This window comes from Saccharopolyspora indica (assembly GCF_027853965.1).
GTDB lineage: Bacteria > Actinomycetota > Actinomycetes > Mycobacteriales > Pseudonocardiaceae > Saccharopolyspora > Saccharopolyspora indica.
Genome location: NZ_JAQGLB010000012.1, coordinates 77,737 through 94,188 on the forward strand (window position 1 = coordinate 77,737; position 16,452 = coordinate 94,188).

A 16,452-nucleotide genomic window follows, 5' to 3' on the forward strand; every position below is an offset into this window, starting at 1 on the left:
ATCTCCCTCCACCTGTCGGCCCGTGAGTGGGTCGGCTGACCCCCGGACCAGGCCGGGGCCCCGCTGCGCGGGGATGGGGTGGGAGCAGACCTGGACGGACAAAGGAGAAGGAGCCGCATGGCACGGCTCGTTGGAGTCGACCTCCCGCGCGACAAGCGCATGGAGATCGCGCTCACCTACATTTTCGGCATCGGCAAGACCCGCGCGAAGGAGATTCTCTCCGCGACCGGTGTCTCGCCCGACGCCAAGCCGCGCGACCTCGATGACGAGCAGCTGACCCAGCTGCGCGACTTCATCGAGAACAACTACCGGGTTGAGGGCGACCTCCGCCGCGAGGTCCAGGCCGACATCCGCCGGAAGATCGAGATCGGGTGCTACCAGGGATGGCGTCACCGCCGTCACCTGCCGGTGCACGGGCAGCGGACCAAGACCAACGCCCGCACCCGCAAGGGCCCGAAGAAGACGGTCGCCGGCAAGAAGAAGGCCAAGAAGTAAGCCTCGCTAGGAGTCAGCTAAAGCTATGCCACCCAAGCAGCGCGCTGGTGCCGTCAAGAAGGTGCGGCGCAAGGAAAAGAAGAACGTCGCTCACGGCCAGGCGCACATCAAGAGCACGTTCAACAACACGATCGTTTCGATCACCGACCCCACCGGTGCGGTGATCAGCTGGGCCTCCGCCGGCCACGTCGGGTTCAAGGGCTCCCGCAAGTCCACCCCGTTCGCCGCGCAGATGGCCGCCGAGAACGCGGCCCGCAAGGCCGCCGAGCACGGCATGAAGAAGGTCGACGTCTTCGTCAAGGGCCCGGGTTCGGGTCGCGAGACGGCGATCCGGTCGCTGCAGGCGGCCGGTCTCGAGGTCGGCACCATCCAGGACGTCACCCCGCAGCCGCACAACGGTTGCCGCCCGCCGAAGCGTCGTCGGGTCTGAGTCGCGGGAAAGGAGTAAGGAACAAAGATGGCTCGTTACACCGGTCCCGCGACCCGCAAGTCCCGCCGTCTGAAGGTTGACCTCGTCGGCGGTGACCAGGCGTTCGAACGCCGTCCGTACCCGCCGGGGCAGCACGGGCGCGCGCGCATCAAGGAAACCGAGTACCTGCTGCAGCTCCAGGAGAAGCAGAAGGCGCGGTTCACCTACGGCGTGCTGGAGCGGCAGTTCCGCAACTACTACGAGGAAGCCAACCGGCGCCCGGGCAAGACGGGTGACAACCTCCTGCAGCTGCTGGAGTCCCGGCTGGACAACGTCGTGTACCGCGCTGGACTCGCCCGCACCCGCCGGATGGCGCGGCAGCTCGTCAGCCACGGCCACTTCACGGTCAACGGCAAGCGCGTGAACGTCCCCAGCTTCCAGGTCTCGAAGTGGGACATCATCGACGTCAAGTCGAAGTCCATGGGCACCACGCCGTTCATCATCGCCAAGGAAACCCTGGGCGACCGTCCGGTCCCGGCCTGGCTGCAGGTCGTGCCCTCGAACCTGCGGATCCTGGTGCACCAGCGCCCGGAGCGCGCGCAGATCGACACCCCGGTCACCGAGCAGCTCATCGTCGAGCTCTACTCGAAGTGACGCGTCCCGCCGACGACCGCCGCTGCGGTCGTCGGCGGCTCGCAGCCAGCGGTGGCGGTGCAGGAATCCGCCACCGGCCCGCACTTCGCGGGCACGCCATTCCATCGGCGTCAAATAGCGGGCGCCGTGAGGAAAGGAAAGTCAAGTGCTCATCTCCCAGCGACCCACACTGTCCGAAGAGGTGGTGTCGGAGACCCGTTCCCGGTTCGTCATCGAGCCGCTGGAGCCGGGCTTCGGCTACACCCTGGGCAACTCGTTGCGCCGCACGCTGCTCTCCTCCATCCCGGGGGCGGCGGTCACCAGCCTGCGCATCGACGGTGTGCTGCACGAGTTCACCACGATTCCGGGTGTGAAGGAGGACGTCACCGACGTCATCCTGAACATCAAGGAGCTGGTCGTCAGCTCCGAGGAAGACGAGCCGGTGACCATGTACCTGCGCAAGCAGGGGCCGGGTGAGGTCACCGCCGCGGACATCGTGCCGCCGGCGGGTGTCACGGTGCACAACCCCGATCTGCACATCGCCACGCTGAACGCGAAGGGCAAGCTGGAGATCGAGCTCGTCGTCGAGCGCGGTCGTGGCTACGTCCCCGCGATGCAGAACAAGCAGACCGGCGCCGAGATCGGCCGCATCCCGGTGGACTCGATCTACTCGCCGGTGCTGAAGGTGACCTACAAGGTCGAGGCGACCCGTGTCGAGCAGCGCACGGACTTCGACAAGCTGGTCCTCGACGTCGAGAGCAAGCCGTCCATCACCCCGCGTGACGCGGTGGCGTCGGCCGGTCGCACTCTCGTCGAGCTGTTCGGGCTCGCCCGCGAGCTCAACGTCGATGCCGAGGGCATCGAGATCGGCCCGTCGCCCGCCGAGGCGGACACGATCGCGGCCTACGCGATGCCGATCGAGGACCTCGACCTGACGGTGCGCTCCTACAACTGCCTCAAGCGGGAGGGCATCCACACCGTCGGCGAGCTGGTCTCGCGCAGCGAGGCCGACCTGCTGGACATCCGCAACTTCGGTGCGAAGTCCATCGACGAGGTCAAGATGAAGTTGGCCGGCCTTGGGCTCGCGCTCAAGGACAGCCCGCCCGGGTTCGACCCGTCCGCCGCGGCTGCCGAGTACCCGGCCGAGGGCTGGTCCTCCGAGGAGGAGACCACCATCGGTTCGGTCGGCGGTGCCGTCGAGGACAACGGCTTCGACGACGGTCAGGACTACGCGGAGACAGAGCAGCTGTAGCTGTGTTGCGCGTCCGGGGTTCCGGCGCGCCCTGAGAGGAGCAACCGATGCCCACCCCGACCAAGGGTCCGCGTTTCGGCGGGTCGCCGGCCCACGAGCGGCTCATCATGGCCAACCTGGCCACCGCGCTGTTCGAGCACGGCCGGATCACCACCACCGAGGCGAAGGCGAAGCGGCTGCGGCCGCTCGCCGAGCGGCTGATCACCAAGGCCAAGAAGGGTGACCTGCACAACCGTCGCGAGGTCCTGAAGACCGTCCGCGACAAGGACGTCGTGCACAAGCTCTTCGCGGAGATCGGCCCGCACTTCGCGGACCGCCCCGGCGGTTACACCCGCATCGTCAAGGCGATGCCGCGCAAGGGTGACAACGCGAAGATGGCCGTCATCGCGCTGGTGACCGAGCAGCTGGTCACCACCGAGGCGGAGGCCGCTCGCGGCACGAAGTTCGCCAAGGACGAGCCGAAGGTGGAGGAGGCCCCCGCGGCCGAGGCCACCGAGGCTCCGGCGGAGACCGCCGAGACCGAGGCCAAGGCCGAGGACACCGCTGCCGAGAAGAAGGACGAGTCCTGATTCCGGCACGCAGTGCTGTGAACGAGCCCGTCGTCCCCGCTGGGGATGGCGGGCTCGTTCGCGTGCGCCTCGACGTCTCCTACGACGGCACGGACTTCTGCGGCTGGGCCAAGCAACCGGGCCAGCGCACCGTGCAGGGACTGCTGGAGGACGCGCTGGCGAAGCAGCCGCCTGGGCGCTCGGTGCCGCGCTCGGTGGTGGTGGCCGGCCGCACGGACTCCGGCGTGCACGCCTCGGGCCAGGTCGTGCACCTCGACGTGGTCCCGCACGAGCCCGGTGCCAGCCGGGTTCCCGTTGACGCGCGAGGCGTTCCGGACCTGGCGCGGATGGTGCACCGGTGGAACCGGATCCTGCCCGCGGACGTGCGGGTGCTGGGCGCGCGCGTGGTGCCGACCGCCTTCGACGCCCGCTTCTCGGCGCTGCGCCGCCACTACCGCTACCAGGTGTCGGACGCGCCCTGGGGCGTCGACCCGCTGCGCCGCCGCGACACCCTCGCCTGGAACCGCCCGCTGGAGGTCTCCGCGCTCAACGCGGCGTCCCAGGACCTGCTGGGCCTCAACGACTTCGCGGCGTACTGCAAGCCGCGCGAAGGCGCGACCACGGTGCGCGAGCTCCAGCGCTTCGAGTGGGAGCGCGTCGACGACCACCTGATCGTCGCGCACGTGAGCGCGGACGCCTTCTGCCACTCGATGGTCCGGAGCCTGGTGGGCACCCTCCTGATGGTCGGCGACGGCCGCCGCAACACCCCCTGGCCGGCCGAGGTCCTCGGCGCGGAAACCCGCACCACGGCGGTGGCCCCGGCCCACGGCCTGACCCTCACCGCGGTCGACTACCCCCCGGACGAAGACCTCGAGTCCCGAGCCACCCAAACCCGAGCCGTCCGCACCCGCCCCTGACGGCAGCCGGTTTTGCCCGAAACTGCCGCAGGCCCCGAGGCGGGGTCTGCGGTCGGTTTCAGGCAAAACTGCGGGTGCACTAGCGGGATGCTGGGGTGGCAGTTTTAGGCAAAACTGTTTGTGTGACCCGTTCGAGTATTGCGAGTTATCCACAGAGGGGCAGGTAGTCCACAGATTCGCGAAAGGTCGTCGCGCTGTTGTTGAAATTCGTGGACTCTGGCCTGCATGGCTATCAACACGACGGCAATCGGCCGTACCCGTGGATTGTTCACTCGCGCTGAGGCAATCGAGGCCGGTCTTACGGACAGGGATCTGAGAAAGGGGCCGTTCCGGCGCGTCTTGCACGGCGTCTACCGGACAGCTGACACGCCGCTCACGCATGAGCTCCGATGCAAGGCCGCGGCGATGATGCTTCCGCCCGAAGCTGTGATCACCGGGCGCTCAGCAGCGACGTTGCACGGCGTGGCGTTGGCGCGCCCGCACGATCCGGTCGAGGTCCTGGTCAAGGGCTGCAAGCGCCTTCACGGGGTCAGAACCTGGGACGTACGCCGCTACCCATTCGAGCACTTTCCGTGGGCAGGAGTCCGTTTGGCTACCCTGGAGCGAACCGCGTTCGACCTTCTCGCGCGGAATTCGTTGCATCAGGGAGTCGCCCTTTGCGATGCATTGCTGCATTCAGGTCTGATCACGGAAAGAGCTGTGGGCAGGTTCCTGGGAGGAAGGCGCGACGACGGAATCGTACTCGCCAGAAAAGGTTTCGAACTGTTGGATGGGCGAGCTGAGTCCATACCGGAGTCGGTGCTCCGGGTGATGTTCGTCCTCGCTGGGCTCGATCCGGTTCCGCAGTTGCCCATCTCGGGACCGGGCGGCACCGAGCTGAGGGCCGATCTCGGGTTCGAGGAGGCTCGAGTGGTGGTTGAGTACGAAGGTGCTTGGCATGCCGACCCGGTGCAGTTTCAGCGGGACCAACGTCGACGCCGGTGGCTGCGGGACAGCGGTTGGCACGTCATCGTGGTGACCGCAGATGACCTGGCGAACGCGGCGGATCGCATCATCCAGCAGGTCACTGCCGCGGTCCGTGCTCGTGAGCCGTCAGTTTTGCCTGAAACTGGCACCTGAAACACGCCGAGTAAGTGTTGCAGTTTTAGGCAGAACTGCCACACCGATGACGCCGGTCAGCTGGTTGGGGAGTGCGGGTTGGCGGCCATGGCGGTCAGCTGGTGGGCCAGGCGTGCGGCTGCTTCGCGGAGTTCTGGCGGGTCGAGGACTTCGGTTTCTAGGCCGAGGGAGGCGATGTGCATGGCCAGCCAGTTGAGGTCGTTGCCGCCCGCGGTGAGGGTGCACCAGCCGTCCTCGGCGTCCTCGACCTTCGCGACCTGGGGCGGCACCCGTTCGCGGACCTGGGCGGCGGTGGCCCGCAGGCGCACCCGCGCCAGGTGGCGGTACGGCGCTTCGGAGGTGGAGTGCTGGACGTAGGCCGCCGGGTCCGGGTGCTCCCGCGGGCGGAAGCGCCAGGTCGTCGCCGCCACGTCGCGCATCCGGTCCAGGCGGAAGGTGCGCCAGTCGTCGCGGTCGCCGTCGAAGGCCATCAGGTACCAGCGGTGACGGGTGGCCACCATCCGCACCGGCTCCACCGTGCGCTCGCTGTCATCGCCACCGCGGCCGGTGTAGCGGAACCGCACGCGGACCGCGTCGCGGCAGGCGCGGGCGAGGGTCACCAGCAGTTCCGCGTCGATCTCGGCGCCGGGCCCGACGAGCGTCTCGGTCGCGCCGTGCACGGCTCGGACCTCGGCGCGCAGCCGCGGCGGCATGACCTGGTCGAGCTTCGTCAGCGCGCGCAACGCCGCCTCACCGGTGCCCGCGACCGTGCCGCCCGAGGCCAGGCGCAGCGAAACCGCCGTTGCGATCGCCTCTTCGTCGTCGAAGAGCAGCGGCGGCAGCCGGGTTCCCGCACCGAGCTGGTAGCCGCCGCCGACGCCTGCCGTGGCGTGCACGGGATAGCCGAGCGCCCGCAGCCGCTCCACGTCGCGCCGCACCGAGCGATCGGTGACGCCGAGCTCGGCGGCCAGCTCGGTCGCGGTCCACGACGGCCGCCGCTGGAGCAGCCCCAGCAACCGCAACACCCGCTCGGTCGTCACAGTCCCGCCTCTCCGCGATTTTCAGTGGTGGTCGCGTCTGGATCGATCTCGCGTTTTGCGGTTTCTTGGGGCTGGGTCGCGTCACGGTCCCCTGAGGTGCGGTTGAGCACGACTCGGGCTGACACGTGGGGTGCCATGTGCAAATCCTCGCACGTATCACGGACAGCACCTGTCCGTGATATCGGCGACCATTCCTCCATGACCGACTGGAACCCTCTCCTGCGCGACCAGCTGACCTGGCACTGGAACGCGCAGCTGCGGCCGCGTCTCGACGGGCTCACCGACGAGGAGTACTTCTGGGAGCCCGTGGCCGACTGCTGGAACGTGCGCCCGCGCGGTACCGGCACCGCGCAGATGCAGGCCGGTTCGGGCGCGATGACCATCGACTTCGCCTTCCCGGAACCCGTGCCGGTGCCGTTCACCACCATCGCCTGGCGGCTCGGGCACGTGATCGTCGGCGTCCTCGCGATGCGCAACGCCTCGCACTTCGGCCGCACGCCCACCGACTACGAGTCGTTCGAGTACGCGACGACCGCCGCCGAAGCGCTGGACCAGCTCGACGCGGAGGTCGCCGCCTGGCTGGCCGGGGTCGAATCCCTCGGCGAGGCGGGCCTCGCCGAACCGTGCGGTCCGGCGGAAGGGCCGTTCGCGGAGCGCTCGATGGCGGAGCTGGTGCTGCACATCAACCGAGAACTCATCCACCACCTGTCCGAGGTGAGCCTGCTGCGCGACCTCTACCTGCACGAGAACGGATCGACCCGATGAGCCACGAGTTCCAGATCACCTTCGACGCCCACGACCCGCGTGCGCTGTCGGTCTTCTGGCGCGACGCGCTGGGCTACGTCATCCCCGGCCCGCCCGGCGCCGAACGGGCCGCGGACCCGCTGGCCGCGTGGGACGAGTTCCTGGAGCGGGCCGGCGTCCCGGCCGAGCAGCGCAATTCGAGGTCGGCGGCCGAAGACCCGGAGGGCCGCCGCCCCCGGCTGTTCTTCCAGCAGGTGCCGGAGAACAAGGTCGCCAAGAACCGTGTGCACCTCGACGTCCGCGCGGCGCCCGGATTGCAGGGCGAGGAGCGGATGTCGGCGCTGGAAGCCGAGTGCGACCGGCTCGTCGCGCTGGGTGCGAGCCGGGTCGCCCGCCAGGAGCCCGCCCCGCCGTTCGAGTACGGCCACATCGTGATGACCGACCCGGAGGGCAACGAGTTCTGCCTCGACTGACCGCGGTTCCCGCTGGGACCACCGACACACCGGTGCGTGTCGTGAACTTCCGCGATTTCAATGGAAATCGGACGTCGAATTTCCATTGAAATCGCGTCACCTCCGACGACGGAGCGTGCGGACGGCGGAGCGGGTGGTCGTCGTGGTGGGTGCAAAGCGAGGAGCCCCGACCGGTGCGGTCGGGGCTCCTCGTCGTTCGGTGCGGAAGGTCAGTCGCCGCGGCGGATCGGGCCGAGGATCTCCTGCTCCTTCTTGTTCGTCACCAGGCGGATCAGCGTCCAGGTCATGTTGCCGAGGGCGATCACCTGGTCGTCCTTGAGCTGGGTCATCTGCTGCACCTGGTTGTTCATCAGGCTCCAGATGCGCTGCGCCAGCTGCGCCTGGTTCAGCGGGAGGCGCTGCAACAGCACCAGGTCCGCCGTGTTCGCCGCCGTGCCGCTGCTCACCTGCGGGTGCAGGTAGGGCAGCACGTACATGGTGGTCTGCCACGGGGCGCGGGGCGGGAACAGCTCCTGCGGCACCGCACCGCCGTCGTGGATCACCAGCAGCGGGGTGTCCTCAGAGGACCGCGGCAGGTCGAACGGGGCCAGCCTGCGGATCTGCACCAGCGGCACCGGCTTGCCGTCCGGGGTCTGCCCGGCGGCCCGCTCCAGCGCCTTCCACGCGCCCGGGCGCCCGGTGGCCACGATCACCCACGCGCCGGTGGCCATCGCGCGCAGCGCCAGCTGCCGCGCGAGGTACAGGCCGCCGACGGTGACCATGCGGGTCGGGTGCGGGCGGAGGATCGACGCCGCTTCCGCCTCGTTCTGCGGGTTGGAGCCGATGATCACCCCGCCCCGGTCGCCGGACGGGCTGATGGCGTCCAGGGTTTCCGGGGTGACCAGGAACTCCGGTGCCGCCGCCTTGTTTCCGGGAACATCGATCGTTCTGCTTCGGCTCATGCCGCACCTCCGAGCGGCAGCGTCGCTGCGTAGCCGGCCAGTTGCGAGCCGCGCAGCGGGGTCAGGGTCAGCCCGAGGCGGTTGCTGATCGCCTTCAGCCGCTCGTCGGCGGTGTCCAGCTCGGCGGGCGTGCGGGCGCTGACCCGGACCAGACCGCGCAGCCCGACCTCGTTCTCCTCGCCGACCGGCGAGATGGACAGCGCGATGCTGGTGGACAGCGCGCGGATGCCGGTCAGCGCGTTCAGGCTGTCGTTCATCTGGTTCGGCCAGCCGGTGATGGCGTAGCTGGAGTGGCCGACGCCACCGGCGGTCACGCCGTCCCAGCGCTCCTTGAGGCCCACCGGGCGTTGCGAACCGAGCACGTTGTGCAGCTCCGCCGAGGAGATGCCGGCCTGCAGCAGCTCGTCCGGGTCCAGCGGGCGGCTCGGGATTCCCTGCCGCTCCAACGCGTTGCGCACGCGGGACATCGCACCGATGAGCGCGCGCTGCGCACCCAGGATGCCGCCACCGCGCTCGCCGATCGCCTTGGCGCAGCGCTGCGGGTCCAGCCGCACCGCGATCCAGGTGGTGCGCCGCGCCGCCGCGGGCAGCCGGCCCAGGACCTCCAGGTAGGAGTTCAGCGCCGGCGAGTTCGACGGCAGCGCCGCGCTGCCCGGGTAGCAGTGCCAGATGACCTGGATCGCGTCGAGCACGACGCCGCGGTCCTCCAGGCACGGCGCGAGCACGCCCAGCGGCAGGTTCGGCGCGCTGTCAACGGGGTTCAGCAGCGACGGCGGCGGTTCGACCATCAGCACGCCGGTCCACTTGCCGTTGTGCCAGGACATGCCGACCGGGTTGCGGTCGTGGTCCTGGCTGCGGGCGATCACCAGGTCCTCGACGACCAGCCGCAGCAGCGCCACGCGGTGGTTCTCGTCGGGGCCGATGATGCCGTCGCCGTTCTTGTCCTCCGCCGGCTCCATGGCGTCGACGTCGGCCGGGTGCGAGACCCGGGTGTGGTTGCGCCCGCGGTACTCGAGCACCAGCCCGAACCACTGGGTGAACCAGCGACCGCGCCGCCGCAGCAGCGCGATGATCAGGCACAGCAGCGCGAATCCGCCGCCGACCGGGAGCAGCACCTGCACCAGGTTCAGCTTCGCGCCGATGATCGTCAGGATGAGCCCGACGGCTAGGCCCACCTCGATGAGCACGATGTTGGCCGCAGGGATGCCGCCGAGCGTTACGCCGTTGATGCGCCGCCGCCGCGCGCGGATGCGTGCGCGGGGCGGATTGGCGGGCCCGGGAGCTTTCGGCTGGGCCGGATGTTGCGTGGTCACGGACATCCGTTCGGTCTCTCCCCCTCGCAGGTAGGTGCGGCACTCGGCGCGCTGGGACGCGAATCTTCGATCGCCGCGTGAAGAGAATACTGACGGACTCGGTCGAACCGCACCCATTCGGCATCTCTCTGCGACTATCCTGCGAAACCGTACCTCGGACGGGAGAGCTGTAGGCGAAGAATGGCATCAACACCCACAACGAAGTCACAGGTTCAGGCGTATCGGTTCGTGCTGCGCCGCATGGAGTCGGCGCTGGTCCGAAAAGACGCGGTGATGCTCCACGATCCGATGGGTTCGCACAAGCGGGCCACGGTCGCCGGAGCTGTGCTCGCCGCCATCGGCTGCATCGGGTTCCTGGTGTGGGGCCTGTTCGGCGGCAAGGGATCAGTGCCGGAACCGGGTTCCATCATCATCGGCAAGGAGACCGGCGCCGTCTTCGTCGTCACCTCGGACGAGCAGGCGGACAAGCGGCTCATCCCGATGCTCAACGTGGCATCGGCGAAACTGCTGGTGATGGCCCAGGGCGGTTCGCAGGGCGGTGGTGCGGTCCCGACCACGGTGGTGAAGGAATCGGCGCTGGGGGACTTCCCGCGCGGTTCGCTCACCGGCCTGGTCAACGCGCCGACCTACCTGCCGGACGCGAAGAACATCGCCGAGCCGTCGTGGGCCATCTGCGACGTCGGCCAGGTCAAGGACACCCTCAACGACGCCCGTGTCGAGGCGGAGACGAAGGTCCAGACGACGGTGATCGGCGGTGACGGCAACCACGGCACCGAGCTGGGCCTGGACCAGTCGCTGTACGTCAGGGACCAGACCTCGAAGCGGGACTACCTGATCTACCGGGTGGAGAACCTGCCCGGCCAGCCGCACACGCACGTGGTCAAGTCGCTGATCCGCCAGAACGAGACCACCGTGCTCGACATGTACGGGCTGCGGGGCGCGACGCCGCGGACCATCAGCACCAACATGCTCAACGCGATCCCGGAGGTGCCCGCGCTGCAGGTGCCGGACGTCCCCAACGACGGCCAGCCGCTGAGCTACATGGGCAACCGCAAGGTCGGTGACGTGGTCGCGCGGACCGTTCCGGGCCAGCCCGACGAGTTCTACCTGCTGCTGCCCAGCGGCAAGCAGAAGATCAGCGAGGGCGCGGCGGCGGTGCTGCACGCCAGCAAGACCAGCCGCCAGGACATCCCGAACATGACCGGTGCGGTCACCGACGCCTCCGAGGCCGACTCGGAGGAACAGCTCAACCTGTCGGGCTTCCCGGTGGCGGTGCCCTCCCCGGTCACCTTCCAGCAGTCCGACACCTCGTGCCTGAGCTGGAAGAACGTCAACGGCAACCAGAACATCACGGCGACCCTGAACAAGGGCACGCCGGCTGCCAAGGCGGCCGTCAAGCTCGCGCAGTACGACGGCACCGGCCCGCAGGTCGACTACTTCTACATGCCCGCGGGCAAGGCGGCCGTGGTGCGCGGTGCCTCGAACGAGGCCGGCGCGGACAGCGGCCCGATCTTCCTGGTCGCCGACCAGGGCGTGCAGTACGGCATCAAGGACGTCGGCACCGCCCAGGGGCTCGGCGTCATCGGCGGTGCCGGGGACATCAAGGCGGGGCCGTCCTGGCTGACGCGGGTGCTGCCCAAGGGCGACTTCCTCGACCCGGCCAACGCGAGCATGACCTACGACGCGGTTCCGGTCGGTCCGGGCGTCAACCGCCCGCCGCAGAAGCCGGGGCAGCAGCAAGCAGGAGTGGCCCAGGCCGGTAGCTGATCCTCCGGCACCACCGGAGGAAGGGAACCGAACAGGCACGCTCCAACGTCCGAGAGAACAAGCGATCCGCCCGCAGCAACGGTAGCTGCGGGCGGATTGCTATAAGGGCCCGAGGCTGCGGGCCGCTGAGCAGCGAGTGAGCGGGAGGTACCGGATGGCGGGGATCCGGGTCGATGTCGAATGGTTGGCGACCTACGCGCGGGAAGTGCGCACCGCCGGTGAGGAGATCGCTACCGCACCGCAGAAGCTGGCCGCCGCGGAGCTGGCCCCGGAGGCGTTCGGCGAGCTCGGGCGCAACGCCGGTGCCGCCGAGTCCTACCAGCGGTTGTTCCAGCTGCTGGTGGACGAGAGCCGCCGCGCGGGCGAGGCGCTGACCCGCGCGGGCGACGAGCTGCGCGAGGTCGTGGACTTCCACTCCGGTGGCGATGACGACGGTGCCGTGGAGATCCGGAAGCAGGGGAGCTGAGCATGGTGCGCGACAAGAACGCGGTGGCCGAGCACCTCGACTACCTGGCGCGCATCGCGCGCGAGCTGGAGTTCGCCAACTCCATCCCCGCCGATCTGGCGGATCTGGTCGGCCACCACGAGGACCTGCGCGAAGCGGCCCGCGTCTGGCGGGAGAACGCCGACGTCCTGGAGCGGACGACCGCCGACGTGCAGGGCCGGCTCGGCGGTATCGACTCGTCCTGGCAGGGCGCGGACGCCGATGCCTTCCTCGGCCACATCCGCGAGGTCGGCCTGGCGGGCAACGACCTGATCGACGCGATGCGCGCGCTGGCCGAGGTGATGGAGCACACCGTCGAGGGCGTGCAGGAGCAGGTGGACGACCTCGGCGAGCTGATCGCGGAGGCGGCGGACTCGGTGACGTCGGCGCTGCTGGCGCCCGAGGGCGGCCCGGAGCGGGCCCGCAAGCACTTGGGCGAGCTGGCCAGACCCGCGCTGGAGCTCGCGGAGTCCATTTCGGACACCTATCGGGCTTTCGCCCGGTTCTGCGAGGATCTGGAGGCCGGTCGCTCGACGGGATCGGTCCAGTTCGACAAGCGGATGCCCGCGCAGGCCTGGGACTTCACCGCACCCGCCGCGCCGGAGCAACCGGCGAAGACGGACGCGGCATCGGCGGGTGGCTCCGCAGGCGGCGGTGCCGGTGGCGGCGGTGGTGCCGGAGCCGGGGCTGGTGCGGTCGGTGGTGGCGGTGCTGGAACCGCTGCCGCCGAAGCGCCGCCGCTGGAGCCGGGCGGCCGGACCGCGGCCGGGGAGCCCTCGATGGCGTCCCCGCCTGCCGCGGCTGCCGCTGCCGGTGGCGCGGTCGCCGCGGGCGGTGCTGTCGCCGCTGGTGGCGGGATGATGGGCGGCATGATGCCCATGGGCATGATGGGCGGGATGATGGGCGGCGCTCAGGGCGGTGGCCAGGAGCGCAAGAACCAGTCCCGGCTGAAGTCCAACCCGGAGGAGCTGTTCGGCACGCCGCCGACGACGGCCCCGGCGGTCTTCGGCGCGCCCCCGGGCGACCAGAAGCCCGCGGAACCGGTGGCCCGCAAGGGGAAGCTGGACATCCCGTCGATCTTCGAATCGGACAAGCCGCGCAAGTCCATCGACGACGCCCTCCACCCGAAGGCGCCCGGCGTGGAGAAGCCGAAGTCGGCAGCGGTCGGCGACGCCCCGCCACCCAAGCCCAGGACGGCCGCGGTCGGCGACGTGCCACCGCTGAAGCCGAAGACCGCATCCGTGGGCGACGCGCCGCCGCCGAAGACCGGCACGGCATCAGTCGGTGACGCGCCGCCGCCCAAGCCGAAGACCGGCACCGCCTCGGTCGGCGACGCCCCGCCGCCCAAGCGGCGAGGCTGACCCGGAACGCAGAACGGCCCGGCATCCACATCGGACGCCGGGCCGTTCTGCGTTCGGGACTGCTAGCGGTTGCCGCGGGTCCGGGCTCGGACGTTGCGGACCGCGTTGGTCAGGAACGCCGTGAACACGATCGCCGCGATTCCCGCACCCGCACCGCCGATGGCGATGATCAGCGCCGGGTAGTCCTTCTGCGGGATCACGTCGGCACCCAGCCGCGCCTGCTTCTGCTGCGGCTCCTTGTAGCCCGGCCATTCGGACGGAACCACTTCGCCCAGCGCCGCCGCCGCATCGACGGTGCCGTAGCCGACGATGTCGTTGCGGCCCCCGGCGCCACCTGCGGGCAGCGCCGTCTCCTTGATCCGGTCCATGATCTGCTCGGCCGTGAGGGGCTTGCCCTCCTTCTCGAACTTCTCCTTGATCAGCACAGCGAGACCGGCCACGTACGGGGCGGCGAAGCTGGTGCCCTCGATCGGGCCCATCTGGCCGTCCTGGCCGTGCGCGATCTGACTGGCCAGACCCGTGCCGTTCGCACCTGGGTCGAGCGTGATCAGGTTCTGACCCGGCGCAGCCACATCCACCCACGGCCCTGGCACGGTGAACTCCGAGGGCGCACCCTGCTCGTTCACCGAGGCGACGGTGAGCACGTAGTCGTCGAACCAGGCCGGAAGCACCGCGGTCGTCGGGCTGCCGGTCGGGTTCTTCTGACACGTGCCACCGACGTTGCCAGCCGCGACGACGATCACGATGCCCGCTTCGTAGGCCTCCTTGACCGCTGTCTGCAGCTGCTGGTTGCCCCGGTTCCTGGCGTCGGCAGCCTGCGAGATCGGCTGGCAGGACGACTGCGAGATGTTGATGACATCCGCGCCTTCCTTGGTCGCCTTGTTGATGGCCTGCGCCATCGTCTCGGTGTCGCCGATCGTCTTGTTGGTCTCGTCCTCGATGAAGAGGCTGGAGGACTGCCGGATGGACAGGATCGACGCCTCCGGCGCGACCCCGACGTAGGCGGTCTGATTCGTCGGGTCCGGAGCGGCCGCGATGATGCCCGCCACGATCGTGCCGTGGCCGTCGCAGTCCGTGAGCGCTCCGCCCTTGGGAACGCTGCTTCCGCCGTCGCGCAAGTTCGGCAACCGGGGGTGGGTGTTCACGCCGGTGTCAATGACCGCGACGGTCTTGCCCTGCCCCAGCAAGCCCTGCTCGTGGGCCCGCTCGTAGCCCAGCACCCGCTGGCTCCACGGCTTCTCCTCGATCATGCCGCCGCCGGGGTTGCCCTGCATGCAGGCCTGCTTCTGCGGGTAGTTGCGCTGTGCCACCTCGCTGCCGGTCCGCTGGGACAGGTCCAGGGGTGGCGGTACGAGGGACTGCGCCGCGGCAGGTGCTGTCGGCCCGCTGAACGCGAACACACCGACCGCGGCGAGCAGCGCGGAGGTGCGCAGCGTGCTGCGGGAGAACCTTGAGCGCATCGAGCCGTCCCTCAGAAGTTGATGTTGAGGTCGCGGATGTACATGTAGAGGTCCATCGCGGCCAGCGCCAGCGGCAGCACCAGGGCGATCAGGACCGCCTCCAGGATGTCCACCATGCGGCGCTGCACCGGCGAGAACCGGCGGTTCGGGAACACCACGCCGAAGATGATCGACAGCACGCCCAGCAGCAGCAGCGGCGGGAACACCCAGGCCACCGCGATCGGCATCGAGCCGACCTGCGCGAGCAGGCCGATGGTGACGCCCAGCGAGGACAGCAGACCGCTGAACAGCAGGGCGATCGCCTGGCTGCCGTTGGCGTAGTTGCGGCCGCGCAGCAGCAGCACCGCGGAGACCACGACGGCGAACGCCGCGCCCCAGATCGGGCTGAACACCGCGGCCACCACCGCGCCGAGGGCGGCGACGATGCCGCAGCCGACGATCAGGCCGGTCATGTACTGGTGCGCCAGGCCGGTCTGCCGCTCGATCATCCGGTAGTCCGGGAACCCGGTGTCTTCCTTCAGGTCCTCGGCGCTGCCCGGCACGTGCGGCAGCGGCAGCTTCGCGAGCTGGATGGTGATGCGCGGGAGCAGCGAGATGCCCGCCAGGCCGACGGCCGCGACACCGGCGGCGATGCCCGCGGTGTTGGCCTGCGGCACCAGGGTGCCGATGATGAAGGCCACGGTGCCGAAGGCGCCCGCGGTGGCCGCCGCGATGAACGTGACGATGCCCGCGCCGATGATCATGATCGACACCGACGCGAAGATCAGCATCAGCGCGCTGGCCAGCAGCAGCCTCGGTTCCAGCGCGTTGCCGGGCACGATGTTGAAACCGGCCACGAAGGCGAACGGCAGACCGCCCGCCGCCGCGATGACGGTTCCGGTGGTCGGCGCGGCGTACGCGCGGGTCACCATGGACCCGACGCCGGTCGCGAAGACCGCCACGATCCCGCCGAGCACGGCGGCCACGATCTGGTACACCACCGCGGTGGTGAGGTCCATGTTGTTGTGCAGCAGCCCGGCCGGGCCGGCCAGCCCGATCGCCGCGGCCGCGCCGATCAGCGCCAGCGCACCCGCGGTGTGCCCGACCTTCGCCGCGGTCTCCTTGGTCCAGGGCCGGTAGCTACCGGGCTCTGCCTCGGCGAGCGCGTCCACGACGTCGTCGTACAGCGGCGGCGGCGGGTTGTCCGCGCCGCGCCGCAGCTGGAGCATGTCGCCGTCCACGATGCCCTGCGCGGACAGCGACTGGTTCGGTTCGAGCGCCTGGCTGTCGCCAAGCCGTGCCAGGACCCAGCCCCCGTGCCGCGAACCGCCGTCGGGCGTCGTCTCGCGGGCCATTTCCAGCAGCATCGGCAGCAGGTCTGCCACCGACACGTCGGAAGGCAGCGCCAGGTCGATGCGAGTTGTAGGTGCCACCACCGTCACGCGGCTGAACACCGTGGTCCCGGTCGCCACTTGGGCCCCCTACTCCCTGAAGGTTGATTGCCGTGCATTCATTTGTCGTCTGGGGCTCGATCCAAC

17 protein-coding genes are annotated in these 16,452 nt (G+C 69.7%); 12 read left to right on the forward strand and 5 right to left on the reverse strand.

Annotated elements, in window-relative coordinates:
- Positions 1-117: 117 nt before the first annotated feature.
- From rpsM to OU416_RS24745, 7 genes are all read left to right on the forward strand, one after another.
- Positions 118-495: a 30S ribosomal protein S13 gene (rpsM, locus tag OU416_RS24715; protein ID WP_093155195.1), complete on the forward strand. Its 378-nt coding sequence runs from the start codon at positions 118-120 to the stop codon at positions 493-495.
- 25 nt (positions 496-520) lie between these two features.
- On the forward strand, positions 521-925 hold the full coding sequence (gene rpsK, locus OU416_RS24720) for a 30S ribosomal protein S11 (RefSeq protein WP_093155193.1): 405 nt from the start codon (positions 521-523) through the stop codon (positions 923-925).
- A gap of 27 nt (positions 926-952) precedes the next feature.
- Positions 953-1,558, forward strand: coding sequence for a 30S ribosomal protein S4 (rpsD, locus tag OU416_RS24725; RefSeq protein WP_093155192.1), 606 nt, complete (start codon positions 953-955; stop codon positions 1,556-1,558).
- A 145-nt stretch (positions 1,559-1,703) separates the two neighbouring features.
- Positions 1,704-2,789, forward strand: coding sequence for a DNA-directed RNA polymerase subunit alpha (locus OU416_RS24730; RefSeq protein ID WP_270929402.1), 1,086 nt, complete (start codon positions 1,704-1,706; stop codon positions 2,787-2,789).
- A gap of 47 nt (positions 2,790-2,836) precedes the next feature.
- Positions 2,837-3,358: a 50S ribosomal protein L17 gene (gene rplQ / locus OU416_RS24735; protein ID WP_270929403.1), complete on the forward strand. Its 522-nt coding sequence runs from the start codon at positions 2,837-2,839 to the stop codon at positions 3,356-3,358.
- 17 nt (positions 3,359-3,375) lie between these two features.
- A complete protein-coding gene (gene truA / locus OU416_RS24740; protein WP_270929404.1) occupies positions 3,376-4,254 on the forward strand; it encodes a tRNA pseudouridine(38-40) synthase TruA in 879 nt (292 codons plus the stop codon).
- A gap of 225 nt (positions 4,255-4,479) precedes the next feature.
- The gene (locus OU416_RS24745; protein ID WP_270929405.1) at positions 4,480-5,373 is read left to right on the forward strand and encodes a type IV toxin-antitoxin system AbiEi family antitoxin domain-containing protein; all 894 of its coding nucleotides are present in this window, start codon (positions 4,480-4,482) and stop codon (positions 5,371-5,373) included.
- Between the two features lie 56 nt (positions 5,374-5,429).
- Here OU416_RS24745 and OU416_RS24750 read toward each other — a convergent pair whose 3' ends face one another.
- Entirely contained in the window at positions 5,430-6,392 is a 963-nt protein-coding gene (locus OU416_RS24750; protein ID WP_270929406.1) for a helix-turn-helix transcriptional regulator, read from the reverse strand.
- A gap of 198 nt (positions 6,393-6,590) precedes the next feature.
- Here OU416_RS24750 and OU416_RS24755 point away from each other — a divergent pair, with 198 nt between their 5' ends.
- Both OU416_RS24755 and OU416_RS24760 read left to right on the forward strand, forming a co-directional pair.
- Positions 6,591-7,157, forward strand: coding sequence for a DinB family protein (locus OU416_RS24755; RefSeq protein WP_270929407.1), 567 nt, complete (start codon positions 6,591-6,593; stop codon positions 7,155-7,157).
- On the forward strand, positions 7,154-7,609 hold the full coding sequence (locus OU416_RS24760; protein WP_270929408.1) for a VOC family protein: 456 nt from the start codon (positions 7,154-7,156) through the stop codon (positions 7,607-7,609). The genes OU416_RS24755 and OU416_RS24760 overlap by 4 nt, the downstream gene beginning before the upstream one ends.
- Before the next feature lie 209 nt (positions 7,610-7,818).
- On the opposite strand, the gene OU416_RS24765 is transcribed toward OU416_RS24760, so the two are convergent.
- Together OU416_RS24765 and eccE are read right to left on the reverse strand one after the other, a co-directional pair.
- Positions 7,819-8,550, reverse strand: a complete 732-nt coding sequence (locus OU416_RS24765; RefSeq protein ID WP_270929409.1) for a hypothetical protein — start codon at positions 8,548-8,550, stop codon at positions 7,819-7,821.
- On the reverse strand, positions 8,547-9,869 hold the full coding sequence (gene eccE / locus OU416_RS24770) for a type VII secretion protein EccE (RefSeq protein ID WP_093155180.1): 1,323 nt from the start codon (positions 9,867-9,869) through the stop codon (positions 8,547-8,549). The genes OU416_RS24765 and eccE overlap by 4 nt, the downstream gene beginning before the upstream one ends.
- Positions 9,870-10,043: 174 nt before the next feature.
- Between eccE and eccB the strand changes: the two genes are divergently transcribed.
- From eccB to OU416_RS24785, 3 genes are all read left to right on the forward strand, one after another.
- Complete coding sequence (gene eccB / locus OU416_RS24775) at positions 10,044-11,630, forward strand: type VII secretion protein EccB (protein WP_270929410.1); 1,587 nt, start codon at positions 10,044-10,046, stop codon at positions 11,628-11,630.
- Positions 11,631-11,784: 154 nt separating this feature from the next.
- Positions 11,785-12,096, forward strand: coding sequence for a hypothetical protein (locus tag OU416_RS24780; RefSeq protein ID WP_270929411.1), 312 nt, complete (start codon positions 11,785-11,787; stop codon positions 12,094-12,096).
- A 2-nt stretch (positions 12,097-12,098) separates the two neighbouring features.
- A complete protein-coding gene (locus OU416_RS24785; RefSeq protein ID WP_270929412.1) occupies positions 12,099-13,475 on the forward strand; it encodes a hypothetical protein in 1,377 nt (458 codons plus the stop codon).
- 62 nt (positions 13,476-13,537) lie between these two features.
- Here the strand turns inward: OU416_RS24785 and mycP are convergent, their stop codons facing one another.
- Together mycP and eccD are read right to left on the reverse strand one after the other, a co-directional pair.
- Positions 13,538-14,935 carry a type VII secretion-associated serine protease mycosin gene (gene mycP / locus OU416_RS24790; RefSeq protein WP_270929413.1) on the reverse strand — a complete coding sequence of 466 codons (1,398 nt, stop codon included), beginning with the start codon at positions 14,933-14,935 and terminating at the stop codon, positions 13,538-13,540.
- An 11-nt stretch (positions 14,936-14,946) separates the two neighbouring features.
- A complete protein-coding gene (gene eccD / locus OU416_RS24795; RefSeq protein WP_270929414.1) occupies positions 14,947-16,386 on the reverse strand; it encodes a type VII secretion integral membrane protein EccD in 1,440 nt (479 codons plus the stop codon).
- Positions 16,387-16,452: the final 66 nt, after the last annotated feature.